Origin of the sequence: Kitasatospora sp. NA04385 (genome assembly GCF_013364235.1) — a bacterium.
Taxonomy (GTDB): domain Bacteria; phylum Actinomycetota; class Actinomycetes; order Streptomycetales; family Streptomycetaceae; genus Kitasatospora.
Map to the genome: position 1 here is coordinate 4,691,928 of NZ_CP054919.1, position 24,034 is coordinate 4,715,961.

The window sequence follows — 24,034 nt, forward strand, 5'->3', positions numbered from 1 at the left end:
CGTGTTCACCAGCCTCCTCCGGCGTACCGACGGCCCGCCACGGTCGGAAGTCCCCGGGGTGCGGGCACTTCGGAGCGGGCGGGCCGGTCGGAGGTGGGTAGGGAGCGTTAACCGACACGGGGTCAGCCGGGGGAGTTCAGCCGCGGCGGGGCTCCCAGCGCAGCAGCCGGCGGGAGAGTGCCGCGGCCGCGGCCAGCCAGGCGAACAGCAGCAGCAGCGACGGCCCGGCGGACGTCCAGCCGTGCAGCAGGTCCACCTCCCGCAGCGGGCCGCCGGCCCAGGTCTCCGCGCCGAACTCGCGGCCGAACCAGGCCGTCCGCAGTCCCCGGACCACCGGGGAGAGCGGCAGTGCGCCGGACGGCCCGCGCAGCCAGTCCGGCAGGCCCGCGACCGGGGTGAACACGCCCGCGCCGAACATGCACAGCACCAGCACCGGCGTCGCCACCAGCGGCGCCGACTCGGTGGACGGCGTCACCCCCGACAGGGCCACCGCCAGCACCGAGAACAGCAGGTAGCCGCCGAGCAGGACGAGCAGCAGCAGCACCGGATCGGCCGGCAGCGGCGCGCCGAACCAGCCCACCGCGACACCGCCCAGCACCAGCGCCTGGATCAGCACCACCACCCCGCCCGCGCCCAACTGCCCGGCGAAGACCGCGCTCGGCGGGCACTCGGTGCCGCGCAGCCGCTTCAGCACCAGCTCCTCGCGGCGTGCCACCACGCTGCCCAGCAGGTTGACGAACGAGGTCACCAGCGCCAGGCCGAGCAGCCCCACCGCCACGTATCCGGCGGCGTTCACCCCGCCGATCTCCTGGTCGCGCAGCGGCGCGGCGATCACCAGGTTGAGCAGCACCGGCAGCAGGAACCCGATGAAGGTGGAGCGCCGGTTGCGCCAGAACACCTTCCAGGACAGGGCGAACTGCCCCTTGGCGTACGTGAACCAGCTCATCGGGACGCTCCGAGGGGAGTACCGGCGGGGGACGGGGTGGCGGACGACTCGGCGGACGAGTCGGACGAGTCGGGGGAGTGGCGGTCGGCGAGGTCGAGGAAGACGTCCTCCAGCGAGCCGGCGCGCACCTCCAGGCCGTCCAGTTCGAGGTTCCGGGCCGCCGCCCAGGCGTGCAGCGCGGCCAGCGCGGGCGCCGAGCGGGGCACCCGGTAGACCGCCCGGCCGTCCGACAACGAGGGCGCGGCGCCCAGCAGTTCGGGCAGCGCGGCGAGGCCGAGGCCGGGCGGCAGCGGGAGGGTGATCAGGTCGCCCCGGCCGGACAGCACCTCGGCGACGGTGCCCGCGGCGGCGATCACGCCCCGGTCCATGATGGCCACCCGGTCGGCCAACTGCTGGGCCTCCTCCAGGTAGTGGGTGGTCAGCACCACCGTGCTGCCGCCCGCCCGCAGCTCCTCCACCAGCCGCCAGGTGGCGCGCCGGGCCTCCGGGTCCATGCCGGTGGTCGGCTCGTCCAGGAACAGCAGTTCCGGCTCGTTCAGCACGGCCAGCGCCAGGTCCAGGCGGCGGCGCTCGCCGCCGGACAGCTGGCCGACCCGGGTGCCGGCCCGCGCCTCCAGCCCGACCTTCGCCAGTACCTCGGCGGTCGGCCGGGCCCGGCTGGTGAAGGCGCGCCAGCAGTCGACCGTCTCCTTGACGGTCAACTCCTTGAAGAAGCCGCCCTCCTGGAGCATCGCGCCGGTGCGCCGGCGGACCTCGGGGCCGGCCGTGAACGGGTCCAGCCCGAAGACCCGGACGCGCCCCGAGGTCGGCGGGTGGTAGCCCTCCAGGACCTCCAGGGTGGTGGTCTTGCCCGCGCCGTTGGTGCCGAGCAGGGCGAAGAGTTCGCCGCGGGCGATGGAGAAGGAGACGCCGCGCACCGCCTCGTAGTCTCCGTAGGAGCGCCGCAGGTCCACTACCTCCACGGCCGGGAATTTCTCGGAAAGAGGTGTCATGCATGCAGCGTGACGCGTCCGGGCGGAGGACGGCAAGTAGCGCATCGCCGCAGGTCAGAACATGTGCAAAATGTCATCTCGGGTGGTGACATTTACGCCCCGCGGAATCTGACATCTCCTACTGCACGGGCTTTCGGAACTCGGTCATAGTTGAGACATCGCCGAGAGCGGAACCGGGAAAAGCGAAAGCCGGACCGGGAAAGCAGGAGGCGGGAAAAGGAAAACCGAGGCGACCGACCCGGGAAGCGGGCCGGAGCCGCGAAACACGAGGGAGATTCCCATGGCGCAGAACGAGATCAACAAGGACGAGCAGTTCGACATCGAGGTCGAGGAGCTGGACACCGTCAACGGCGGCGTCTCCGTCTCCTCCCTGCTCTCCGCCGCCTGCCCGGTGTCGAGCTTCAGCTCGGTGTCGAACTCCGTCGCCGAGGTCTCGGCCGAGTAATTCGGGTCCTGTGCGGGGGTGGTCCGCTCTCCGGCGGCCCACCCCCGCACCCCGCACCGGCCCCCAACGACCCAGCCATACCGCCAGATTGAAGGAGAGCCGGGCATGGACAGCCTCCGGCACGAGCTGACGCGGTTCATCCAGCAGCCCGCCGCTCAGCAGGACCCACCCGCGCTCTACCGCCGGCTGCTGGCCGAGGCGCCCGTCCTGGACCTCGGCCCGCTGTACGTGGTCTCCGGGCACCAGGAGATCCTCACCGTCCTGATGAACCCGGGCACCAACGTCGACCCGACCACCGTCGGACTGCCCAGGGCCGGTAACACCGCGCTGCTGAAGGTGGTCAACCGGATGCTGCCGATGCGCGACGGCGCCGACCACACCCGGCTCAAGCGGCTCGCCACCGCCGCGTTCAGCCACCGCAGGCTGGAGCAGATGCGCGAGCGGATCGAGACCACCGCCGCCCGGCTGCTCGCCCCGCTGATCGCCTCCGGCTCCTTCGAGCTCGTCGCCGACCTGGCCGTTCCGCTGCCGGTCGCCGTCTCCTGCGCCATCCTCGACGTCCCCGACTCCGAGCAGGGCCGGATCACCGGCTGGGCGGGCCTGGTCGCCCGCGCGATGCTCGATCCCTTCGGCACCGGGCCCGAAGCCGCCGAACTGGACGCCGAGTTCGCCGCGTTCCACTCCTACGTCGAGGAGCTGTGCGCCGCGCGGGCCGCCGCCCCCGGCGACGACCTGATCAGCCGGCTGACCGTCGCGCGCGGCGAGGGCCGGCTCGACACCGAGGAACTGCTCGCCTTCGTGGTGATGCTGCTAGCCAACGGTCTGGAGACGCTCACCTCCGGACTGGCCGTCGCCGCCTGGGAGTTGATCCGAACCCCCGGCCTGGCCGCCCGGGTCCGCAACCGGCCCGCGCTGGCCGACGCCGTGTTCGACGAGGCCCAGCGGCTCGGCAGCCCCGTGCGCGCCAGCGCCCGGGCCCTGACCCGCGAGGTCGTGCTCGGCGACACCGTCGTCCCGGCGGGCAGCGTCGCCATGCTGCTGTACGCCGCCGCCAACCGGGACCCGCGCCGCTTCGCCGACCCCGACCGCTTCGACCCCGACCGGCCCGAGCGCCAGCACCTCGCCTTCGGCCACGGCCCGCACCACTGCCTGGGCGCCCCGCTCTCGCTGATCGCCGGCTCCGCCGTCCTGCGCGGCCTTGCCGAGGCCGACGCCGTACGGGAGTTGAGCACCACCCTGACCGAGTCCACCGCCCGCCTGAACGAGCAGTTCGCCTTCGGCGGGGTCCGCGAACTGCCGGTGGCCTGCCCGCTGCGGACCGCGCCGCCGGTTGAACCGCAGGTCGAATCGCAGATCGAACCGCCGTCCGCGCCGCCGTCCGCGCCGCCGTCCGCGCCGCCGTCCGCGACGCCGTCCGCGCCGCTGTCCGAACCGCTGGAGGTGGCGGCATGAGCACCGTGACCGAACCCGAGCAGAACACCGACGCACCGGACGCGAAGGCGCCGGACGTCGAGGCACTGGATACCGGAACGCCGAGCACCGGGACGCCGGACGCCAAGGCGCAGCAGTCGCGCACCGCCGTAGCCGCCGCGCGGGCCGCCGCCGTGCTGGAGCCCGGACTCGACCAGCCCGTGCGGCTGGTCGGGACCCGGCTGTGGCTGGCCGGTGCCGCTCTGGTGCTGGCCGTCGGCGCGGGCGCGAGCTGGGCGGTGTGGGGCAGGCTCCCGCACACCATGACCGTGCACGCCGTCGCCGCGCACGGCGACGCCCCCGTCCGGGTGGCCGCCGAACGCGCGGGCAGCGTCGTCGAGTTCGAGGTGCGTCCGGGCGAGCGGGTGGCGGCCGGGCAGGTGCTGGCGCTGGTCGGTGACGGCACGGACACCGCCCGGCTGACCGCCCCCGAAGCCGGCACCGTGAGCGCCCTGCTGGTCGCCCCCGGCGATCAACTCGCGCCGGGAAAACCCGTGTTGACCCTGGACCCGGCCGCCGCGCCGGCCACCGTCCGGCTGCTGCTGGACAACCCGCGGGACGCGGCGAAGCTCGCCCCCGGCCTGCCCGTGCTCGTCCCGGCACCCGGCGGAGGAGCGGTGCGCGCCGTCGTCGACCGGGTCGAGGCGCTGCCCGTCCGCGCCGACTCGCTCGACGGCACCCTCCCGGTCGCCGTCCCCGGCCTGCCCGCCGGCAGTGCCCCCGTCTGGGTGGCGTACGCCCGGCTCCCGCAGGGCGTCGTGCTGGACGGCCCGCTGGCGCTGGACGTCCGGGTCGACCTCGGCAGCCGGCACCCGTACCAGGCGGTCCTCGGACAGGAGGCCAAGCGATGAAGCCCGTCCGGGCCGCCACCGCCGAGCCGCCCGTCACCGAACCGCGCACCGCCAACAGCGGCCCGGCCGCACCGGAGACCGGAACGGCGAACCCGCCGAAGGCGACCGGTAAGGCCGGGAAGGCCGGGAAGGCCGGAAAGACCGGAGCGGCCGGGAAGGCCAAGAAGCGCAGCTACCTGCGCACGCCCGTCGTGCCGCAGATGGAGGAGCAGGACTGCGGGGCGGCCTGCCTCGCCGTGGTGCTCGGCGCGTTCGGGCGGCGGGTGACGCTGAACGAGGCGTCCCGCGCCTGCGGGGTCAGCCGGGACGGGGTCAGCGCGGCCGCCGTCGCCCGCGCCGCCGGACGGTACGGGCTGCTGGCCCGCGGCCGCCGGGTGGTGCGCCGCGAGGACGAGCGGCTGGAGGGCCTCGACGCGGTGCCGGTGCCGTCGATGGTGCTGGTCACCGGCCCGCACTTCGCCGTCTTCGAGGGCGTCAAGCGCGGCCGGGTGCACGTCAACGACCCCTCGCTGGGCTCCTACTCGGCCACCCCGGCCGAGTTCTGGGAGTCGTTCGCGGGCATCGCCGTCGGTTTCGAGCCCGGCCCCGACTTCGAACGCGGCGGCCGCCGCTTCCCGCTGCTGCGCTCGCTCACCGCCCGGATGCGGCCGTACGCCTGGCCGATGCTGGTCGCGGTGCTGGTCGGCATGCTGATGACGGTGCCCGGCGTGGCCTCCGCGTTCCTGCTGCGCACCTACCTGGCCGCCGTGGTCAACGGCGGCGCGAGCGGCTGGGCGCTGCCGCTGACCCTGGCCGGGGCGGCCGTCACCGGCCTCGTCCTGGCCGGGAACTGGCTGCGCTCCGCGATGGTCAACCGGGTGCTGGAGGCGATGGCCGCCCGCTCCTCGGCGGCCTTCCTGTGGCGGATGCTGCGGCTGCCCGGCGCGTTCTTCCACCGCCGCCAACTCGGCGGCCTGGTCACCCGCGTCCAGCTCAACGACGGCCTGGCCAACCTGCTCTCCTACCGGGTGGCGGGCGCCGCCTCCTCGCTGGCCGCCGCCGCCGTGCACCTGACCGCGCTGCTCTGGCTCGCCCCGAAGCTCGCCGTCATCCCTGTCGCCGTCGCGGTGCTGGACGCGCTGGCGCTGCGCTCCGCGGACCGGCGGCGCGGCGGCATGATCCACCGGCTGCACGCCGAGGGCCACAAGCGCGACGGCGTCGCCTTCGCCGGGGTGTCGGCGATCGAGACGGTCAAGGCGGAGGGCGCGGAGGACGCGCTGTTCCGCTCCTGGGCCGGCTGGCAGGCCCGCGCCGCGCACACCGGGCAGCGGGTCGCCGAAACCGTCCTGGTGCCGCTCTCGCTGCCCGGCGCGCTCAACTCCGCCGCCGCGGCCGCCGCCGTGATCGCCGGAACCGCCCTGCTGCTGGCCGGCTCGCTCTCCTTCGGCACCCTGCTGGCCTTCCTGCTGCTGCTCAACGGCTTCCTCCTGCCGGTCTCCCAACTGGTCGGCACCGGATCGGAGTTCACCGTCGCCCGGGCGCAGAACGCGCTGCTGGAGGACATCGAGACCAGTGAGGTCGACCCGTACCTCGCCCCGGTCCTCGACGCCCCGGCCGAACCCGCCCGGCTGCGCGGCGAACTCGAACTGCGCGACCTGGAGTTCGGCTACGACCCCAACCGGCCGCCCGCCCTCACCGGGATCTCGCTGCGGATCGCCCCCGGCGAATGGGTCGCCGTGGTCGGCGGCAGCGGCAGCGGCAAGTCCACGCTGGCCCGGCTCGCGGCCGGCGTGCTGCGCCCCTGGAAGGGCGAGGTGCTGCTCGACGGGCGCCCCCGCGACGACTGGCACCGCGGTGTCGTCACCGGCCAGGTCGCCTACGTGGAACAGCAGTTGCGCCTCTTCGAGGGCACCGTCCGGGAGAACCTGACGCTCTGGGACCCCTCGGTCGGCGAGGACGCCCTGCACCGGGCCCTGGCCGACGCCGAGGCCGCCGAACTGGTCCGCCGCCGCGGCGGGTTGGACGCTCCGATCGACGAGGATGCCCGCAACTGGTCCGGCGGCGAACGCCAACGCATCGAGATCGCCAGGGCGTTGGCCCTCGACCCGGCGCTGGTCGTGCTCGACGAGGCCACCAGCGCCCTGGACGCCCACACCGAGGCCGCCGTCAACGCGCACCTGCGCCGCCGCGGCGTCAGCTGCCTCGTCCTGGCCCACCGCCTCAGCACCATCCGGGCCGCCGACCGGGTCGTGGTGATCCGGGCCGGCCGGATCGTCCAGCAGGGCCCGCCGGCCGAACTCGCCGACCAGGACGGCCCCTACCGGGAGCTGCTGCGCGAGGCGGAGCGGACGGCGCCGACCGCCACCACCGACCCGGCCCCGGCCGCCGAGACCCCGCAGGCCGCCGAGACCCCCGAGACCCCCGAGACCCCCCAGAGCACCGACAAGCAGCCCGTCCGGACGGAGGAGCAGGCATGAGCACCACCACCACCGCCGCCCGTCGGGGCGGGGAAGGGACCGCCGCGGCGGACACCGAGCGCGACCCGGCGACCCGGGTCGACGCCACCGCGGCCGCCAACCGGACCGCACTCGCGGACGCGTTGGCCGAGTTGGGCACCGCCGCCGGCCGCCCGCACACCTCCCCGCGCCCCGGCGGCACCACGCCGGCAGCGCCGCCACCGCGCGGACCAGGCGCGGGAGGTGCTGCGGGCGCTGGGCGTACCGGTGCCCGTCGAGGTGCCCGCCGCGGTGCGGGACGCCGCCGACCCGGTGACGGCGCTGCTGCGCCGGGCCGGAGTGCGCTGGCGCCCGGTCACCCTGGCCGGCGGGGACGAGACCGGCACGGCCGGGCCGATGGTGGCGTTCGCCGCCGACGACGGCCGGCCGATCGCCCTGATACCCCGGGCCGGGCGGCACCGCCGCCACGACCCGGACTCCGAACGGGCTGCCACCCGTGCGGAGTTGAGCCGCCAGGCGCTGCTGCTGTACCCGCCGCTGCCGCCGGGGTGCCCGACCCCGGCCGACCTGCTGCGCTTCGCCCTCGCCGTGCCCGGTGCCCGCCGGGACCTGGCGGTGCTCAGCGTGGCCGGTCTGGTGTCGGCGCTGCTCGGCCTGCTCGTCCCGCTCTCCACCGGAGTGCTGCTGCCCGGCCTGCTGCTGGCCGAACGGCACCCGGTGCGCTGGCTGGCCGTGCTGCTGGGCTCCGCAGTGGCGGCGTCCTGGCTGCTCACGCTGGTCCGCAACACCGCCGCCGTCCGGCTCACCAGCCGGGTGCAGCACGCGCTCGAACCCGCCGTCTGGGACCGGCTGTTGGCCCAGGACGCCAGGTTCTTCCGCGACTACACCACGGGTGACCTGGTGCACCGGGCGAACGCGGTGGCGCAGGCCCGGCAGGCCCTCTCGGAGGTGCTGGTGGGCGCCGTGCTCGGCGCGGTGTTCGCCGTCACCGGGCTGACCGTCCTGCTGCTGGTGGACTGGCGGCTCGGCGGGCTGCTGCTGCTCGCCGTGCTGGCGGTGACGGTCGCGCTGCTGCTGCTCGGCCGTCGCCGCCAGGAGCACGAGTCGCAGGTCTACGCGGCGCACGGGCAGCTGCAGGGCGTGCTGTACGGGCTGCTGCTGGGCATCGACAAGATCCAGACCGCCGGCCGGGAGATCCAGGCCTTCGCCCGCTGGGCCGTCCCGTTCGCCGGGCAGAAGCGGGCCGACGCCGCCGCGATGCGCAGCGAGGCGCTGTCCGGCGCCCTCACCACCGCGCTCCAACCGCTGCTGCTGGCCGTCCTGCTGGCCGGGGCGACGTTCGGCTCGGCCGCCGAGGCCGGGCACCTGATGGCCGCCGGGGTGGCGGCCGGACAGGTCGCCCTGGCGCTCGGCCAGGTCACCCACGCCGCGGCCGGCGCGTACGGCGTCGCTCCGGTGCTGGAGCGGCTGCGCCCGATCCTCGCCGAACCGGCCGTGAACGCCGCCGAGCGGGCCGGACGGCTCGCCGACCCCGGCCGCCTCCGGGGCCGACTCGCCCTGGACCAGGTGGTGTTCCGCTACCCGGGCAGCGCGCTGCCCGCCCTGGACGGGGTGTCGCTGCGGGCCGAGCCGGGCGAGTTCGTCGCCGTGGTCGGCCCGTCCGGCGCCGGGAAGTCCACCCTGATCCGGCTGCTGCTCGGCTTCGAGCGGCCCGAGTCGGGGGCGATCCGCTACGACGGCCGCGAACTCGCCTCCCTGGACGCCCGGTTGGTGCGCCGCCAGCTCGGCTCGGTGCTCCAGCACGGCCGGATGCTGCGCGGCTCGCTGCTGGAGAACCTGGCCGGCGCCGACCCCGACGTCACCGAGGACCGGATCTGGCACGCCGCCGAACTCGCGGGCATCGCCGACGAGTTGCGCGCCCTGCCGATGGGCCTGGGGACCAGGGTCGGCGAGGACGCCCAGGGCTTCTCCGGCGGCCAGGTGCAGCGCCTGCTGCTGGCCCGCGCCCTGGTCCGCGACCCGGCCGTGCTGCTGCTCGACGAGGCCACCTCCGCGCTCGACAACACCACCCAGCAACGGGTCGCCGACGCCGTCGCCGGCCTCGACCGCACCCGCCTGGTGATCGCCCACCGACTGAGCACCATCCGCACCGCCGACCGGATCTACGTGCTGGACGGGGGACGGGTGTCCGCCGAGGGCACCTACCGCGAACTGCTCGGCACCGACCCCCTGTTCACCCGCCTCGCCCGCTTCCAGGAGATGTGAGATGTCGCTCGACGTTCAGACCTGGCTCCGCACCGCCGGAACCCCGGGCCACGCGGCCCCGACGACCGCCCTGCTGCCCGGCCTGCCCGGCGCCGACGAGCGGCTGCACGCCGTGATCGCCGCCGCGGCCAGCTTCGAGGAACGCGCCGCCGCCCGCGACGACGGGCAGGCCCTGTTCGCCCCCGACCAGGGCGAGGACCGGCGCAGCCGCGCCGCCGCCGTCGAGACCTGGCTGCGCCGCGCCGCGGGCGACCAGCGCTCCGCCGGGGTGCTGCTCGACCACCTCGCCGAGACCGGCCGTCCGCTCGGCGAGGGCCTGCGCCGCGTCCGGCTGGCCGACCCGGCCAAGCTGCCCTCCTGGGCGTACCCGCTGGCCGTGTTCCTGCGCGCCCAGAGCGAGGCCCCCGCCACCGGCCCGGGCGCGGTCGCGGCCGGCTTCCGGGCCGCCGCCGACGCCCTGCTGCCCGCCGGGGACGGCTCGGTGCTGGGCGTCCCGGTCACCGCGAAGGGCCGCGCCGACGTGGTCGGCACCCTCACCGGACGGCTGGTCGAGGTCGCCAACCTCACCCTGTGCCAGGAGTTCCAGCTCGCCACCGGCCGCCCCCGCGCCACCGCCTGGGACGCCGAGGGCGGCCCGGACGCCTCCGCCGCGGGCTGGCTGGCCCGGCTGGAGCGGCTGCCCGCGCTGGCCTACCTGATCGGCACCGTGTGCCGGCAGTGGCAGGAGATGTACACCGAGATGTTCGCCCGCCTCTCCGCCGACCGGGCCGGCCTGGTCGCCGAGATGTGGGGCGGCACCGACCCGGGCGCGCTGGACTCGGTGCACGGCGACGCCGGCGACCGGCACGCCCAGGGCCGCTCGGTGGCGCTGCTGCGCTTCGAGAGCGGCGCCGGCGTGGTCTACAAGCCCAAGGACATGCGGCACGCCACCGCCTTCCTCGGCCTGGTCGAGCGCCTCAACCGCGAGCTCTCCCTCGACCTGCCGCTGCGCACCGTGCTGATCCGCTCCGACCGCGGCGACGACGGCCACGGCGCCTCGCTCAGCACCGACTGCTCCGGCGACTACGGCTGGGAGGAGCTCGTCCCGTCCCGCCCCTGCGCCGACCGCGCGGGCTTCGCCCGGTTCTACCGCCGCCTGGGCATGACCATCCGGCTGGTGCAGCTGCTGGAGGGCCGCGACATGTGGGCCGACAACCTGCTGGCCGACGGCGAGCACCCGGTGCTGATCGACCTGGAGTGCCTGCTCTACCCGCGGGTGCAGAACCCGCCGGTGCTCAAGGACGCCCAGCACGCCCTGCTGGACGAGCTGGAGACCACCGTGGTGCGCACCGCGATGGCCTTCCAGGCCTGGACCCCGGCCGGGCGCACCGACGCCCTGGACATCGGCTGCCTGTCCCGGGTCGGCAGCCTGGAGGTCGTCCCCGGCGTGCCCGCGCTGCCCATCACCGCCTACCGGCCGGTCCACGACGGACAGCCCGCCGACCCGTGGCAGTACACCGAGGAGGTGGTCGAGGGCTACCGCGAGATGCACGGCGCGCTGTACCGCATCCGCGGCGAACTCGCCGACCACGACGGCCCGTTGAGCGGGTTCCGGGGCGTGTGGGTGCGCTACATCTGGCGGCACACCTGGGACGGCTACAAGATCCTGCGCGCCTCCACCAGCCCGCTCGCCCTGGACGACGGCGCGACCCGGGAGACCGTCATCGCGGGCGCCCTGCGCGGCGCCGTCACCGCCCGCTCCGGCGACCCGGAGCGCGGCGACCTGCTGGAGGTGGTGCTCGCCGAGCTCGACTCCTTCCGCACCCTGGACATCCCGTTCTTCCGCTCGCTGACCACCTCCTCCTCGGTGTTCACCGCCGACGGCCGCGAGATCCCCGGGCACTTCCGCTCCACCGGCTGGCAGCGCCTCCAGCAGCGGGTCGCCGAACTCGACGGCTTCGACCTGGACACCCACGTCGCCGTGCTCTCCGGCTGCGTGGACGCCGCCCGGGCCGGCACCGAGCAGCCCGCCGCCGAGCCGGTCGAGCCGCCGGCCGCCGCCACCCCGCCGCGCCCGCTCGCCGCCGAACCGCCCACCCCCGGCGAGCTGCTGGCCGAGGCCGTCGCGATCGGCGACCGGATCCTGGACGCCCGGCGCGGCACCGGCTGGGTCGCCCAGGGCTGGTACCCGGGCACCGGCCTGCGCCAGGTCGAGGTGCTCGGCCCCGACCTGACCGCCGGCACCCTCGGCATCGCCCTGTACCTCGCCGAACTCTGGTCCGCCACCGGCGAACCCCGCTTCCACCGGGCCGCCCACGGCCTGCTCGCCGAGGCCGCCGCCCTCATCGACCCGGCCGAACCCAAGGCGTTCGCCTTCGCCGGCGACTCCCGGCTGGCCTCCGGCGCCCCCGTCCCCGGCGGCTTCTTCGGCCCCGGCGCGATCATCCACGGCCTGGCCCGCGGCGGCCTGCTGCTCGGCGAGACCGACTTCCTCACCGCCGCCCAGGCCCTGGTGCCCGGCGCCATGACGGTCGCCGAATCCGCCTCCAACCGGCCCGGCCGCCCGGTGAAGATCCCGCACGGCGACGTCCCGCTGGGCACCGCCGGCCTGCTGCTCAACCTGCTGCGACTGCGCCGCGCCGCCGGCGGCAGCCACCCCGACACCGACCAGGCGATCCGGGTGCTGGCCGCCGGGGCGCTCGACCAACTCACCGACGAGCAAACCGCGTTCGACTTCCTGGAGCTCGTCCCCGGCGGCACCGACTCGATCGCCGCCGCCCTCGCCCGCACCCTCGCCGAAGCCCCCGCGCTGCTCGCCGACCCCGAGGACGTCCGGGCCCGGCTGCACGCCCACCGCTTCGCCACCGGCACCCGATCCGGCCGCCTCGCCTGCCTCGACACCGCCGTCTCGCTCGGCGCCGACGCCGTCGACCAGGCCGACCTCGGCGCCCTCGCCCCGCCCGTCACCGGCCCCGAACTCGCCGCCCTCACCGGCCGCGCCCTGCTCTCCGCCGCCACCGAGGCGCTCACCGCCGCCGAGGCGGGCCTGGTCCACACGCTGCCGGAAGACACCGAGGCGCTGCTGCCCGGCCCGTTCTACGACGGCCGCGAGGCCGCCGCCCTGATGGTCCGCGAACTGCTCACCCGCCACCGCCTGCACGGCACCTGGTTCCCGGACCGGGCCGCGCACGACGCCGTCAACCTCGGCGCGCTGGACGGCACCGTCGCCGTCGGCCTGCTGCTGCTGCGCCTGCACGACGCCTCCGCCGCCCCGCTCGCCACCCTGCGCTGACCGCGCGCCGCTTCGAGGAGTACCCGCCATGTCCGAACTCATCGGCTTCAAACGCCACTTCACCCCGTACGTGGTCGACGGCGAGGCCGTCTACCTGGTCTCCGAGCGCGGCGTCTCGGTGGTCGACGGCAGGCTCGCCCAGGCCCTCGCCCCGCTGCTGGACGGCACCCGCACCGCCGAGCAGATCGGCGCCGCCCTGGACGGCGTCGTCCCCGCCGACAAGCTCCGCGCGGGCGTCGACAAGCTGCGGGCCGGCGGCTGGGTCACCGCCGCCGACCCGGCCACCGACCGCCCCGGCGCGGCCTTCTTCGAGATGGCCGGGCAGGACGGCGACACCGCGATGACCGCGCTGCGCGCCGCCACCGTCCGGGTCGAGGTCCACGGCGAGCTGGACCCCGCACCGTTCCTGGCCGCGCTGGCCGCGGCCGGCGTCACCGTCGACCAGGACGCCGAGTTCACCGTCGCGCTCACCGAGGACTACCTCCACCCCGGCCTGGCCGAACGCAACCGGCAGGCCCTCGCCGACGGCCGCCCCTGGCTGCTGGCCCGCCCGGTCGGCTCGATCGTCTGGGTCGGCCCGGTCTTCGAGCCCGACGCCGGGGGCACCGAGGGCTCCGGCTGCTGGGAGTGCCTGGCGCACCGGCTGTCCGCCAACCGGCAGTCGCTCAGCTACCTCCAGCACCGCCTCGGCCAGGACCAGCCGATCTCCACCGCCGGCGCCCACCTGCCCGCCACCCTGGCCCTCGGCACCCAGCTCGCCGCCCTGGAGACCGCCAAGTGGCTGGCCGGCGCCCGCCCGCCGCAGCCCGCCGTCACCACCCTGGACACCGTGCTGCTGGAGAGCGAGAAGCACGTCCTGGTCCGCCGCCCGCAGTGCCCGTCCTGCGGCGACGACGCGATGGTGGCGCTGCGCCAGCTCACCCCCGTCCGCTTCGAGTCCCGGCCCAAGGCGTTCACCGCCGACGGCGGCCACCGCTCCGCCTCGCCGGAGGACATGCTGGAGAAGTACCGCCCCCAGCTCAGCCCGATCACCGGCGTGGTCACCACCCTCGTCCCCGCCGCCCGCACCCCTACCGGCCTGCGGGTCTACGTCTCCGGGCAGAACCTGTCCCGGCAGAGCGGCGACCTCAAGCAGCTGCGCACCGGCCTGCGCTCGGTCTCCTGCGGCAAGGGCCGCACCGACGTGCAGGCCCGGGCCTCCGCGCTCGGCGAGGCGATGGAGCGCTTCTCCGGCGTCTTCCAGGGCGACGAGGCCCGCCGCACCGCGACCTACGCCGAACTCGGCGACGCCGCGATCCACCCCGAGCGCACCCTGCTCTACTCCGCCAGGCAGTACGCCGAACGCGACCGCTGGAACGTCAAGCAGTCGATGTTCAACATCGTGCCCGTCCCGTTCCGCGCCGACGACCCGATCGAGTGGTCCCCGGCCTGGTCGCTCACCGAGCAGCGCCACCGCTGGCTGCCCACCCAGGCGATGTACTACGGCTACCGGCACAGCGGCCGGTTCTACGCCGCGGGCGACTCCAACGGCTGCGCGGCCGGCACCTCCTTCGAGGACGCCGTCCTCCAGGGCTTCCTGGAACTCGTCGAACGGGACGCCGTCGCGCTCTGGTGGTACAACCGCGTCCAGCGCCCGGCCGTCGACCTCGACTCCTTCGGCGACCCGTACGTCGACCAGCTCCGCGAGGTCTACCGCGGCCTGCGCCGGGAGATCTGGGCGCTCGACCTGACCGCCGACTTCGGCATCCCCGTCGTCGGCGCGTTCTCCCGCCGGATCGACGCCGCGCCCGGCTCGGGCACCAACGAGGACGTGCTGATCGCCTTCGGCGCCCACCTCGACCCGCACATCGCGCTCACCCGGGCCCTGACCGAGATGAACCAGTTCCTCGGCCCGGTCGCCGGGGACGAGCACGGCAAGGTCGGCTACGCGGGCGCCGACCCCGAGCAGAAGGCCTGGTGGACCACCGCCACCGTCGCCAACCAGCCCTACCTGCTGCCCGACCCGCACGCCCCGCGCTCCACCCCCGCCAGCTGGCTCCCGCTCGCGGGCGCCGACCTCGCCGACGACCTGGCGCTCGTCCAGCGGATCGTCGAGGACCGCGGCATGGAGTTCCTGGTCGCCGACCAGACCCGCCCCGACGTGGGGCTGCCCGTCGCCCGGGTGATCGTCCCCGGCATGCGGCACTTCTGGGCCAGGTTCGCGCCCGGCCGGCTCTACGACGTCCCGGTCCGGCTCGGCTGGCTGGACACCCCGACCCCGGAGAGCGAGCTCAACCCGATCCCCATCTTCATCTGACCGACGCGCGGGGCAGCCGGGCCCGGCTGCCCCGCCCATCCGGGGAGGTCCCCATGACCGTCATCGAAACCCTGCCGCCCGCCCCCGCCACCGGGGGCCACCACCCGCTGCGCCGCCTGCTGCGGCTGCGCCCCGAGGTCGAGGTCACCGCCCAGGGCGGCGACGTCGAACTCGCCCACCCGTGGGGCCGCCAGCGCGTCCACGCGCTCGGCGAGCGCACCGTCGCCGCCCTGCTCGACCTCACCCGCGCCGACGCCGACCTCGACCTGCTGGCGCTCGACCACGTCCGGCTGCTGAAGCTGCTCGAACGCTTCCCGTACCTGGTCACCACCACCGTCGCCGACCCGCTCGGCACCCCGCTGGCCACCGCCGTGCCGATCGCCCGCTCCGCCGCACTGCCCGGATTCGCCCGTCCCACCGGCGAGTTGGTGCTCTCCCGGTTCGCCTACCTGCGCCGGCTGCCGGACGGCCAGGGCCGGGACGGCGAGAGCTGCGTCCTCGAATCGCCGATGGCGCCGTTCCGGCTGACCCTCCACCAGGCCGCCGCCGGGGCCTTCGTGACGGCGCTCAGCGCCTCCCGCACCGCCGAGGAGGCCGCCCTGCTGGCCGGGATGTCCACCGGCGAGGGCGAGGCGCTGGCCGGACTGCTGGCCGGCGGCGGCTTCCTGGACGCCGGCAAGGGCGCCGAGGCCCCGCTCTGGGACTTCCACGACCTGCTGTTCCACGCCCGCAGCCGCCCCGGCCGGCACGACTACCCCACCGGCGGCGTCTTCGCCCACCAGGACGTCCCGCAACTGCCCGCCGTCTCCGCCCCCGGCGCCCGCGAGGAGGGCGAGGGCATCGACCTGCCGGTGCCCGACTGGGACACCGTGGTCGCCCGCGACCCCGCGCTCAGCGAGGTCCTGGAGGGCCGCCGCTCGGTGCGCAGCTACGCCGACACCCCCGTCACGCTCGACCAGCTCGCCGAACTGCTCTACCGGGTGGCCCGGGTCCGCCGGGTCATCCCCGGCGACCCGGCCGACCCGCACGGCTACGACGGCGTCGAACGCCCCTACCCGGCCGGCGGCGCCACCGGCGAACTGGAGGTCTACCTCTCGGTGGTCAAGTGCGTCGGCCTGGAGCCCGGCGTCTACCGCTACGACGCCGCCGCCCACCGGCTGCGCCCGCGCCCGTTCCAGCACCCCGGTGAGGAGGCCGCGTTCAGCGAACTGGTCACCGCCGCCTGGCGCGCCACCGCCTGCACCGTCGACCCGCAGGTGCTGCTCACCGTCACCAGCCGCTTCGGCCGGCTGTCCTGGAAGTACAGCCAGATCGCGTACGCGCTGACCCTCAAGCACGTCGGCGTGCTCTACCAGACGCTCTACCTGGTGGCCACCGCGATGGGCCTGGCCCCGTGCGGCCTCGGCTCCGGCGACACCGACGCCGCGGCCCGGGCGCTCGGCCTGGACTGGACGGCCGAGTCCTCGGTCGGCGAGTTCCTGATCGGCAGCCGCCCGGCCGGGGTGCCGCGCACCGCGCACGGCTTCGCGGACGTGGTGGACGCCGCCCGCGCGGGGGAGGGCTTCGGCGAGAACTTCTGAACACCCGTGCGCAGACGCGCCTGCGACCCGTCAGCGGGAATCTGACGGGTCGTCGGCGAGCCTGCGTCTCCTCGTGCCTGCCCTACAGCCAGCCGCACTCGCGGGCGATCCGGATCGCGTCGCAGCGGTTGCGGGCCCTGGTCTTGGCGATCGCCGCCGAGACGTAGTTGCGCACCGTCCCCGGTGAGAGCGACAGCGCCGCAGCCGCCTCCCGCACCGTGCTGCCCTCGGCGATCTCGCCCAGCACCGCCAGCTCCCGGCGGCTCAGCGGTCCGGCCTGGCCGGCCCGCACCACGTCCAGCACCAGCCGCGGGTCGTACACCCGTCCGCCGCGGGCCAGTTCGCGCACCGCCGCGATCAGCGCCGGCGCCTGCACGTCCTTCAGCAGGACCCCGGCCGCGCCCTCCACCAGCGCCCGCCGCAGCTCCGCCGTCCGCGGCAGGGCCGGGACGAGCAGCAGCACCGCCGTGCCGGGCGCCGCCTGCTGCACCTGCCGGGCCGGGGCCGGCCCGTCCGGCTGGTCCGGGTCCAGGCCCAGCACCGCCACCGCGGGCCGCACCCGGGCGGCGGCCGCCGCCGCCTCCTCGCCGCCGGCCGCCTCGGCGACCACCGCGAGGTCCTCCTCCCGGTCCAGCAGGGCACCCAGTCCCGAGCGGAACAGGTGGTGCCCGTCGGCCAGCAGCACCCTGGTGGAGCCCGTGGCCGCCGGATCGGCGGACGGGAACCGGTGCGTCATGACCCGCTGCCCCAGCGGGCGTTCCAGTGCGGTCGTCATCCGCGCGCCTCCCCGGTCCGTTCCGGCCCGATCAGCCCCAGCCCCAGGTGCCGGACTCCTGGGCACCGCCGGACGGGCTGCTGGTCGGGGTCGGGCTGCCGGACGGGACGGGGGTCGGGTCGGAGACGCCGGGGCCGATCACGACCGCCTGCGCCCCCGCGCCGGCGGGCTGCCCCGGGCCGTCCAGGACCACCCCGTCGGCGGTGACCACGCTGCCCGGCCGAGCCGGCCCGGCCAGTTCGGCGGCGGTGGCGACGCCACCCACGGTCAGTGCACCAAGTACGGCAATCGCGACAATTCGGATGTTCAGCGACATGGGAGTGCCCGGTCCTCTCGCGTTCGGCTGATCCCCGGGCTGCCACCGGGGAGTGTGGTGTGAGCCGCCGTCAGGCGTCCGGTGCGCTCCGCGTCCCCCGCCGGGGGCTGCTGCCGCGGTTCCCGCTCCGTCGTCCTGCCGACAACAACGAGAGTGCTCCCGGTGGCACCTCCGTGTCAGCACCCGGGGCTGGCACCAGAGTGCCGTGACACTCTGAGGACAGCTCCCGCACCGGGTTGTTGATGTACTGTCAGCTGCGGGCGCGGTCCTGCCACCGGCCCAGCGCGATCCACGGATCGGCCTCGCAGCGCGCCACCGACCAGCCCGCCAGCGGCCCGCCCGGCCCCACCAGCCCCGCCGTACCCGCCCGCAGCGCCCACTCCGCCGCCAGCAGCGAGGGGGCGGCCAGGAAGCACACCGCCGCCAGCCCGTCCACGCCCTCCCGCAGCCGGACACCGCCGTGCACCCGGGCGTGGCACACCCGCGCCCCCTCCAACGGCAGCCGCAGCAGCGCCGTCCGCACCGGGCCCGGCCCCGCGGCGTCCGGGCAGCCCTCCCCCGCGGGCGGCGGGAGGAGCTCCAGGCGGATCGCGTACATCGCTCCAGCGTGACAAACCGCGGGCCGATCCGGGCGGTGCCACGGGTGTCACATCCCCGCCAGGCACGAATATGACAGTTCCCCGGCACCCTTCACGGTTCGCCCAACTGTGCGACAGAATCTCCGCAAGCCGGTTCTCCCGGGTGACCGGTCAGCGCTAGTCTGACGCCCGGTCAGCGGGAACCGGCGGACATCAGCGGGAAACCGGGGGGCACGCCGGGGCACGGCGCGCGGGAGGTCGACGATGGGCAGAACCACGCGGACGGGCACCGGGCCGGGCACAGGGCGGACGAACTGTTGACCGCCGACGGCCCGGTCGGGCTCGACGCGTTCGGCGAGGCGGTCTACCGCGCCATGCTGCTCCACCCCGACCTCGACACCGGCGGCCTGGCCGGCCACCTCGACTCCACCGAGGCCGAGGTCTGCGAGGCCCTCGACCGGCTCGCCGACCTCGCCCTCACCCGCCCCGCCAGCTGCGGCACCCGCTGGCGCGCGGTCAACCCCGAGCGCGGCCTCGCCGCCCTGCTCGCCCACCAGGAGGCCGAGGAGGCCCGCCGCCAGCGCGAGGCCGAACGCAGCCGCGCCGCGATGGCTGGCCTGATCGCCGAGTACGCCAGCATCCACGCCCCCGCCGCCGGCGAACAGCGCGGCATCGAGATGCTCTCCAGCCTCGACCAGGTCCGCGACCGGCTGATCCAGCTCGCCTGCGACGCCACCGCCGAAGTGCTCTCCTTCGCCCCCGGCGGCCCGCAGCCCGCCCCCGTCATGGAGGCCAGCCGCGCCCTCGACCAGGAGACCCTGGAACGCGGCGTCCGGATGCGCACCGTCTACCAGGACAGCGTCCGCAACGACCCCGCCACCGTCCAGTACGCCCGCTGGCTGCACGGCCTCGGCGGCGCCGTCCGCACCACGCCCACCCTGCCGCTGCGCATGATCGTGGTCGACAACGCCACCGCCATCGTCCCGATCGACCCCGACGACCCGCGCAAGGGCGCCGTCCTGCTGCAGAGCCCCGGCGTGGTCGCCGCGCTGCGCGCCCTGTTCGAACAGGTCTGGGAGCACGCCCGCCCGCTCGGCGAGAGCCCCCAGCGCGACCTGCGCGGCCTCACCGGCCAGGAACGCGAACTGCTGCGCCTGCTCGCCGAAGGGCTCACCGACGAACGCGCCGGCCAGCGCCTGGGCGTCTCGCTGCGCACCGTCCGCCGGATGATGGCCGACCTGATGGTCCGGATGGACGCCCGCAGCCGCTTCCAGGCCGGCATCCAGGTCGCCGCCCTCGGCTGGCTGGAGACCCCCGAGGACGCCCCCGCCTGACCCCTACCGCCAGCCGCAGGCGCTTCCGCCCAGGCCCGCCGTCCGGCGCCCGCTGCGGGTGCTTCCGGTGCTGGGGGCCGCCGCAGGCGCTCCTGGTGCGTCATTCGTTGCTGCGGCCCGTCGCCGACAGCTTGGCGCAGGCGGTCCGGGTGGTCGGCGTCCACCGGGGTGGCTCCCCGCAGGCGGTTCGGGCACCACGGCCCGTCGCCGTTGTCCGCCGTCGCGGCCCCGCCGCAGGCGATCCGTCACGGCTGTCCCCCGCTCGGGGCCCGCCGCAGGCGCTTCCCGCCCAGGCCCGCCCGTCCGGGCCCGCCGCAGGCGCTCCTGGTGCTGGTGTCCTGCCGTCATTCGTTGCTGCGGCCCGTCGTCGACGGCTCGTCGCAGGCGGTTCGGGTGGTCGGCGTCCACCGCGGTGGCTCCCCGCAGGCGGTTCGGGTACCACGGCCCGTCGCCGTTGTCCGCCGTCGCGGCTCCGCCGCAGGCGATCCGTCACGGCTGCTCCCCGCTCGGGGCCCGCCGCAGGCGCTTCCCGCCCAGGCCCGCCCGTCCGGGCCCGCCGCAGGCGCTCCTGGTGCTGGTGTCCTGCCGTCATTCGTTGCTGCGGCCCGTCGTCGACGGCTCGCCGCAGGCGGTCCGGGTGGTCGGCGTCCACCGGGGTGGCTCCCCGCAGGCGGTTCGGGCACCACGGCCCGTCGCCGTTGTCCGCCGTCGCGGCCCCGCCGCAGGCGATCCGTCACGGCTGTCCGCCGCTCGGGGCCCGCCGCAGGCGCTTCCGCCCAGGCCCGCCCGCCCAGGCCCGCCCGTCCGGGCCCGCCGCAGGCGCTTCCCGCCTGTCCGGGGCCTGCTGCGGGTGGCAGGGGGCCGCCCCGACAGCCGTTCGCCGTCCGCCGCGGGCGGATTCAGCGGCGGTGCTTGCCGCTGTTCGGCGTCGGCGTCGGGTACGGGATGCGCAGCTTGCGGGCGAACGGTGCCACCGAGGCGCCCACGCCCAGCGGGCGGGCCAGCACGAAGAGCGAGAGCAGGACCGCCAGCGCGCCCGCCGCCAGCCCCGTCAGGCTGCCGAACAGCCCCGCGCCGAACCGTCCCGCCAGCCAGTGCGCGGCCAGCGCGCCCGGCAGGCAGGCCAGCACCAGGCCGAGGTGCAGGACCACCAGCCGGCCGCCCTCCAGCCCGCTGCCGCGCCGCCCGCCGCGCGTCCCCAGGTCCAGCGTCGCGTTGGCGCCCGGCGCGAAGGAGTCGGTGCGCAGCACCATCGTGGCGTCCGGGTTCCCGCCCGCCGCCTCCCGCCGCGGCGCGGGCACCGCCGCCGGGGGCGCGCCCTTGGCCAGGCGGCGGCCCAGCGCCACGCCGGTCACCACCGCCGACAGGGTGGCCGCCACGGTGTGCGCCACCGCCATGCCGATCACCTTGTAGCGCAGCGGCAGCGTCTCGTACGCCACCCAGCACAGCGTCGCGTTGGTGCCGGTGGAGACCAGGGTCAGCCAGAACGGCGTCCGGGCGTCGCCCATCGCGTAGAAGCCGCGGGCCAGGCCGTACTGGGCGCAGAACGCGGGCAGGCCGACCGCGAAGGCCATCAGCAGCAGGCCCACCACCATCGCGTCGTCGTGCACGGACGACCCGGAGCCGTAGCCGTAGGCGGCCATCGCGATCTGCGAGCCCAGCGCGAAGAACAGCACCGCCGCGGTGACCACCATCGCCGCCGAGGAGCGCAGCACGCCCGCCAGGTCCTCGCCGATCTTCCGGTAGTCGCCCGCCGTCGCGGCCCGCGACATGCTCGGCAGCAGGGCGGTCACCAGCGACACCGTGATCACGCCCTGCGGGACCACGAACAGCGCGTAGGCGTTGTTGTAGGCGGAGAAGCCGCGGCCGCCCGGGATGCCCGCGCGGTACGCGGCGTCGCCCGCGCCGGTGCTCAGGCTGGTGATCACCGCGAAGGACAGCTGGGTGGCCAGCACCAGGGCCAGCGCCCAGCCCGCCGCGCGCAGCGGCCGGGTCAGGCCCGCGCCGCGCCAGTCGAAGCGCGGGCGGTAGGTGAAGCGGGCCGAGCGCAGCGAGGGCAGCAGCGCGGCGGCCTGCACCACGATGCCCAGGGTGGAGCCGAGGCCCAGCAGCAGGGCGTCCCCGCTGCTCACGTCGCTCGCCGCGTGGGCGTGCCGGCCCATCGCCAGGTAGCCGCCGAACACGGCGATCGCGACCACGTTGTTCAGCACCGGCGTCCACATCATGGCGCCGAACCGGTCGCGGGCGTTCAGCACCTGCCCGAGCAGGGTGAACACGCCGTAGAAGAGGATCTGCGGCAGGCAGTACCGGGCGAAGGTGATCGCCAGTTCGCGCTTCACGGGGTCGTTGAAGTCGGAGTACAGGTCGACGATCCGCGGGGCGAACAGCCAGGCGCCGACCGTCAGCACCACCAGGATCACCCCGCACAGGGTGAGCAGCCGGTCGGTGTACGCCTGGCCGCCGTCCTCGTGGGTCTGCATCGCGTGCACCAGCTCCGGCACGAACACCGAGGCCAGCACGCCGCCGAGCAGCATCATGTAGACGATGTTCGGCAGCGAGTTCGCCACGTTGAACGCCTCGCCGGCCGGGCCGGTGGTCAGCGCCGCCACGATCACCGCGCTGCGCACGAAGCCCAGCGCCCGGGAGGCCAGCGAGCCCAGCGCCATGATCAGGCCGTTGCGGCCGGTGGAGGCGGCCGGCTTGGCCGCGGCGGGCTTCGGGGCCCCGGCGGCCGGGTCCGGCCCGGTCCGCGGCGGCGGCACCGGGCGCTCCGGGGCCTGCGGCGGGTACTCGGGGGCGTACGGCGACCAGCCGGCCTGCTCGAAGGCCTGCGCCGGGATCCGGCCCAGCTGCATGGTCGGCTGGTCCTGCCCGGGCCACCCGCCCGGCTGCTGCTGGTACGGATCGCCCTGGTGCTGCTGCTGGTAGGGGTTCTGCGGCGGCGGGTACGGGCCGCCCTGCCGGGAGTACGGGTCGCCGGAGTCGTCCGCGGTGTGCGTGGTCATCGGACCCCCCGTCGATCGGTGCCCGTCCGGCGCTGCGTGGGATGAGTGCGGTGAGTCGGTCCGTCCGGGCCGGGCTCCGCCTGCCGGTTGCAGGGTGCACCAGCCGCAGAAGTCTGCCCCACTTCGGCACCCGATGGGGAGTCGGGTGCCGACCGGCGGGGTGTTCGACCGGGTCGCACCGGTGTCCGGGGGCCTTGCCGCACCCGCCCGGGAGCGCCGTTTGCGCCCGGAAACACGCGGAATGCTGCCCACGCCGTTCCCCCGGGCGGAGGATGCGGGCAACGCGGTGTGACGTTGCTCACGGTGCGTCAGGAGCGGCCCGGATCGCGCTCCGTGACCGGCTCCAGCGGTTCCGGCGGCGGGGTCGGCGCTCCCGGCGGCCCCAGCGGCGGGGACGGCGGTTCCACCCGCTCCAGCGGCGGCGCCAGCACCCGCTGCACCCGCGGCCCGGTCCGTCGGCGCAGCAGCCGCGCGTCCAGGCCGATCAGCCCCGGCCGCCACAGCTCCACCGCCAGCGCGGGCCCGGCCAGCACCACGACCGCCGCCGCCCAGGAGGCCAGCACGTCGCTCGGCCAGTGCAGCCCCAGCGCGATCCTGGTCCAGCCCACCGCGAGCACGACCAGCGCCCCCGCGGTGCCCGCCGCCACCCGGGCCGGCCGCTCGATCCGCGGCCACGCCAGGGCCAGCAGCGCCCCGCAGGTCACCGCGGTGGCCAGCGCGTGCCCGGCCGGGAAGGACGCCCCGGGGGCGGCCGCCACCGGGTCGGCCAGGTGCGGCCCGGCGCGGCCGATCAGCTCCCGCCCGGCCCCGCCGACCGCCCAGCCCAGCAGCACCACCGCCGCCGCCCAGCCCGCCAGCACCCGGGCGCCCCGCACCCACAGCCACACCGCGACCGCCCCGAGCGCCGTCCGCATCATCCACGGCGCGCCCAGGTCGCCCAGCGTCTGCATGGCCGCCGTCCACACCGGGTGCCGCAGCGCGTACCGGTGCAGCAGCGCCACCCAGCCCTGGTCGAACCGGGCCAGCGGCGCCCAGCCGGAGCGCACCAGGACCAGCAGCACCGCGAACGCCAGCGCACCCGCCAGGGCCGGCCAGGCACAACGGAGCGCCCCCGCGCGTTGTACCGGAGGACGGGCCGGGGAGCGGCCGCCGCGCCGACCGCCGTCCGGGCCGTCGGCAGCCGCCCGGGAGTCGTGGTCGGCGGACTGGTGCATGACAGACACCTTCCCAGCGGCGGGCGGCGAACCGGCGCTGGGGCGATAGCGATTGCGCATCGGTTGTGCGGACGCCCCGCGAAGGCCCCGCACCGATTCGGTGCCGGACGGTGGCCGCCCGGTGTGCGGGACGCGTCACTCTGCGTGTACCGATCGAGTGAAAATCGGCAGGATACTGCATCCCCGACGGAAACCTGAGCCACTTGGGAATGTTGTCCGATTTCTGTGCGTTGGATCGTTACGTGTGAGCCACGAACGGCC

At 75.8% G+C, this 24,034-nt stretch carries 16 protein-coding genes; 9 read left to right on the forward strand and 7 right to left on the reverse strand.

Translation table 11 applies throughout. The features are described from left to right. Nucleotides 1–136 precede the first annotated feature (136 nt). On the reverse strand, nt 137–946 hold the full coding sequence (locus tag HUT16_RS21055; protein WP_176189669.1) for an ABC transporter permease: 810 nt from the start codon (nt 944–946) through the stop codon (nt 137–139). After that, on the reverse strand, nt 943–1,938 hold the full coding sequence (locus tag HUT16_RS21060; protein ID WP_176189670.1) for an ABC transporter ATP-binding protein: 996 nt from the start codon (nt 1,936–1,938) through the stop codon (nt 943–945). The genes HUT16_RS21055 and HUT16_RS21060 overlap by 4 nt, the downstream gene beginning before the upstream one ends. A gap of 280 nt (nt 1,939–2,218) precedes the next feature. Here HUT16_RS21060 and HUT16_RS21065 point away from each other — a divergent pair, with 280 nt between their 5' ends. The 8 genes from HUT16_RS21065 (at nt 2,219) to HUT16_RS21100 (ending at nt 16,551) form a co-directional block, all read left to right on the forward strand. Then, nucleotides 2,219–2,383: a hypothetical protein gene (locus HUT16_RS21065; protein WP_157845508.1), complete on the forward strand. Its 165-nt coding sequence runs from the start codon at nt 2,219–2,221 to the stop codon at nt 2,381–2,383. Between the two features lie 105 nt (nt 2,384–2,488). Further along, nucleotides 2,489–3,835, forward strand: a complete 1,347-nt coding sequence (locus tag HUT16_RS21070; RefSeq protein WP_176189671.1) for a cytochrome P450 — start codon at nt 2,489–2,491, stop codon at nt 3,833–3,835. Then, nucleotides 3,832–4,704 (forward strand): acetyl-CoA carboxylase biotin carboxyl carrier protein subunit, encoded by an 873-nt coding sequence (locus HUT16_RS21075; protein WP_176189672.1) that lies wholly within the window; start codon nt 3,832–3,834, stop codon nt 4,702–4,704. Before HUT16_RS21070 ends, HUT16_RS21075 begins: the two co-directional genes overlap by 4 nt. Beyond that, nucleotides 4,701–7,160: an ATP-binding cassette domain-containing protein gene (locus tag HUT16_RS21080; RefSeq protein WP_176189673.1), complete on the forward strand. Its 2,460-nt coding sequence runs from the start codon at nt 4,701–4,703 to the stop codon at nt 7,158–7,160. The genes HUT16_RS21075 and HUT16_RS21080 overlap by 4 nt, the downstream gene beginning before the upstream one ends. Nucleotides 7,161–7,382: 222 nt before the next feature. Continuing rightward, the gene (locus HUT16_RS21085; protein WP_176189674.1) at nt 7,383–9,404 is read left to right on the forward strand and encodes an ATP-binding cassette domain-containing protein; all 2,022 of its coding nucleotides are present in this window, start codon (nt 7,383–7,385) and stop codon (nt 9,402–9,404) included. Between the two features lies 1 nt (nt 9,405). Continuing rightward, nucleotides 9,406–12,675, forward strand: a complete 3,270-nt coding sequence (lanM, locus tag HUT16_RS21090; protein WP_176189675.1) for a type 2 lanthipeptide synthetase LanM — start codon at nt 9,406–9,408, stop codon at nt 12,673–12,675. 28 nt (nt 12,676–12,703) lie between these two features. Beyond that, nucleotides 12,704–14,971, forward strand: coding sequence for a TOMM precursor leader peptide-binding protein (locus HUT16_RS21095; RefSeq protein WP_176189676.1), 2,268 nt, complete (start codon nt 12,704–12,706; stop codon nt 14,969–14,971). A 53-nt stretch (nt 14,972–15,024) separates the two neighbouring features. After that, the gene (locus tag HUT16_RS21100) at nt 15,025–16,551 is read left to right on the forward strand and encodes a SagB family peptide dehydrogenase (RefSeq protein WP_176189677.1); all 1,527 of its coding nucleotides are present in this window, start codon (nt 15,025–15,027) and stop codon (nt 16,549–16,551) included. A gap of 82 nt (nt 16,552–16,633) precedes the next feature. On the opposite strand, the gene HUT16_RS21105 is transcribed toward HUT16_RS21100, so the two are convergent. From HUT16_RS21105 to HUT16_RS21115, 3 genes are all read right to left on the reverse strand, one after another. Then, nucleotides 16,634–17,326, reverse strand: a complete 693-nt coding sequence (locus tag HUT16_RS21105; RefSeq protein WP_176189678.1) for a response regulator transcription factor — start codon at nt 17,324–17,326, stop codon at nt 16,634–16,636. A 31-nt stretch (nt 17,327–17,357) separates the two neighbouring features. Beyond that, entirely contained in the window at nt 17,358–17,642 is a 285-nt protein-coding gene (locus HUT16_RS21110; RefSeq protein WP_176189679.1) for a hypothetical protein, read from the reverse strand. Nucleotides 17,643–17,892: 250 nt separating this feature from the next. Further along, a complete protein-coding gene (locus HUT16_RS21115) occupies nt 17,893–18,240 on the reverse strand; it encodes a hypothetical protein (protein ID WP_176189680.1) in 348 nt (115 codons plus the stop codon). A 297-nt stretch (nt 18,241–18,537) separates the two neighbouring features. Between HUT16_RS21115 and HUT16_RS21120 the strand changes: the two genes are divergently transcribed. Then, nucleotides 18,538–19,554, forward strand: coding sequence for a LuxR C-terminal-related transcriptional regulator (locus HUT16_RS21120; RefSeq protein WP_368662704.1), 1,017 nt, complete (start codon nt 18,538–18,540; stop codon nt 19,552–19,554). A gap of 899 nt (nt 19,555–20,453) precedes the next feature. Here HUT16_RS21120 and murJ read toward each other — a convergent pair. Beyond that, nucleotides 20,454–22,559: a murein biosynthesis integral membrane protein MurJ gene (gene murJ, locus HUT16_RS21125; protein ID WP_254897915.1), complete on the reverse strand. Its 2,106-nt coding sequence runs from the start codon at nt 22,557–22,559 to the stop codon at nt 20,454–20,456. A 308-nt stretch (nt 22,560–22,867) separates the two neighbouring features. Beyond that, the gene (locus HUT16_RS21130) at nt 22,868–23,773 is read right to left on the reverse strand and encodes a phosphatase PAP2 family protein (RefSeq protein ID WP_176189681.1); all 906 of its coding nucleotides are present in this window, start codon (nt 23,771–23,773) and stop codon (nt 22,868–22,870) included. Nucleotides 23,774–24,034: the final 261 nt, after the last annotated feature.

Coding starts and splice junctions, on each gene's coding strand:
- HUT16_RS21055 (WP_176189669.1), bottom strand. CDS start 946: ATGAGCTGGTTCACGTACGCCAAGGGGCAGTTCGCCCTGTCCTGGAAG.
- HUT16_RS21060 (WP_176189670.1), bottom strand. CDS start 1,938: ATGACACCTCTTTCCGAGAAATTCCCGGCCGTGGAGGTAGTGGACCTG.
- HUT16_RS21065 (WP_157845508.1), top strand. CDS start 2,219: ATGGCGCAGAACGAGATCAACAAGGACGAGCAGTTCGACATCGAGGTC.
- HUT16_RS21070 (WP_176189671.1), top strand. CDS start 2,489: ATGGACAGCCTCCGGCACGAGCTGACGCGGTTCATCCAGCAGCCCGCC.
- HUT16_RS21075 (WP_176189672.1), top strand. CDS start 3,832: ATGAGCACCGTGACCGAACCCGAGCAGAACACCGACGCACCGGACGCG.
- HUT16_RS21080 (WP_176189673.1), top strand. CDS start 4,701: ATGAAGCCCGTCCGGGCCGCCACCGCCGAGCCGCCCGTCACCGAACCG.
- lanM (WP_176189675.1), top strand. CDS start 9,406: ATGTCGCTCGACGTTCAGACCTGGCTCCGCACCGCCGGAACCCCGGGC.
- HUT16_RS21095 (WP_176189676.1), top strand. CDS start 12,704: ATGTCCGAACTCATCGGCTTCAAACGCCACTTCACCCCGTACGTGGTC.
- HUT16_RS21100 (WP_176189677.1), top strand. CDS start 15,025: ATGACCGTCATCGAAACCCTGCCGCCCGCCCCCGCCACCGGGGGCCAC.
- HUT16_RS21105 (WP_176189678.1), bottom strand. CDS start 17,326: ATGACGACCGCACTGGAACGCCCGCTGGGGCAGCGGGTCATGACGCAC.
- HUT16_RS21110 (WP_176189679.1), bottom strand. CDS start 17,642: ATGTCGCTGAACATCCGAATTGTCGCGATTGCCGTACTTGGTGCACTG.
- HUT16_RS21115 (WP_176189680.1), bottom strand. CDS start 18,240: ATGTACGCGATCCGCCTGGAGCTCCTCCCGCCGCCCGCGGGGGAGGGC.
- murJ (WP_254897915.1), bottom strand. CDS start 22,559: ATGACCACGCACACCGCGGACGACTCCGGCGACCCGTACTCCCGGCAG.
- HUT16_RS21130 (WP_176189681.1), bottom strand. CDS start 23,773: ATGCACCAGTCCGCCGACCACGACTCCCGGGCGGCTGCCGACGGCCCG.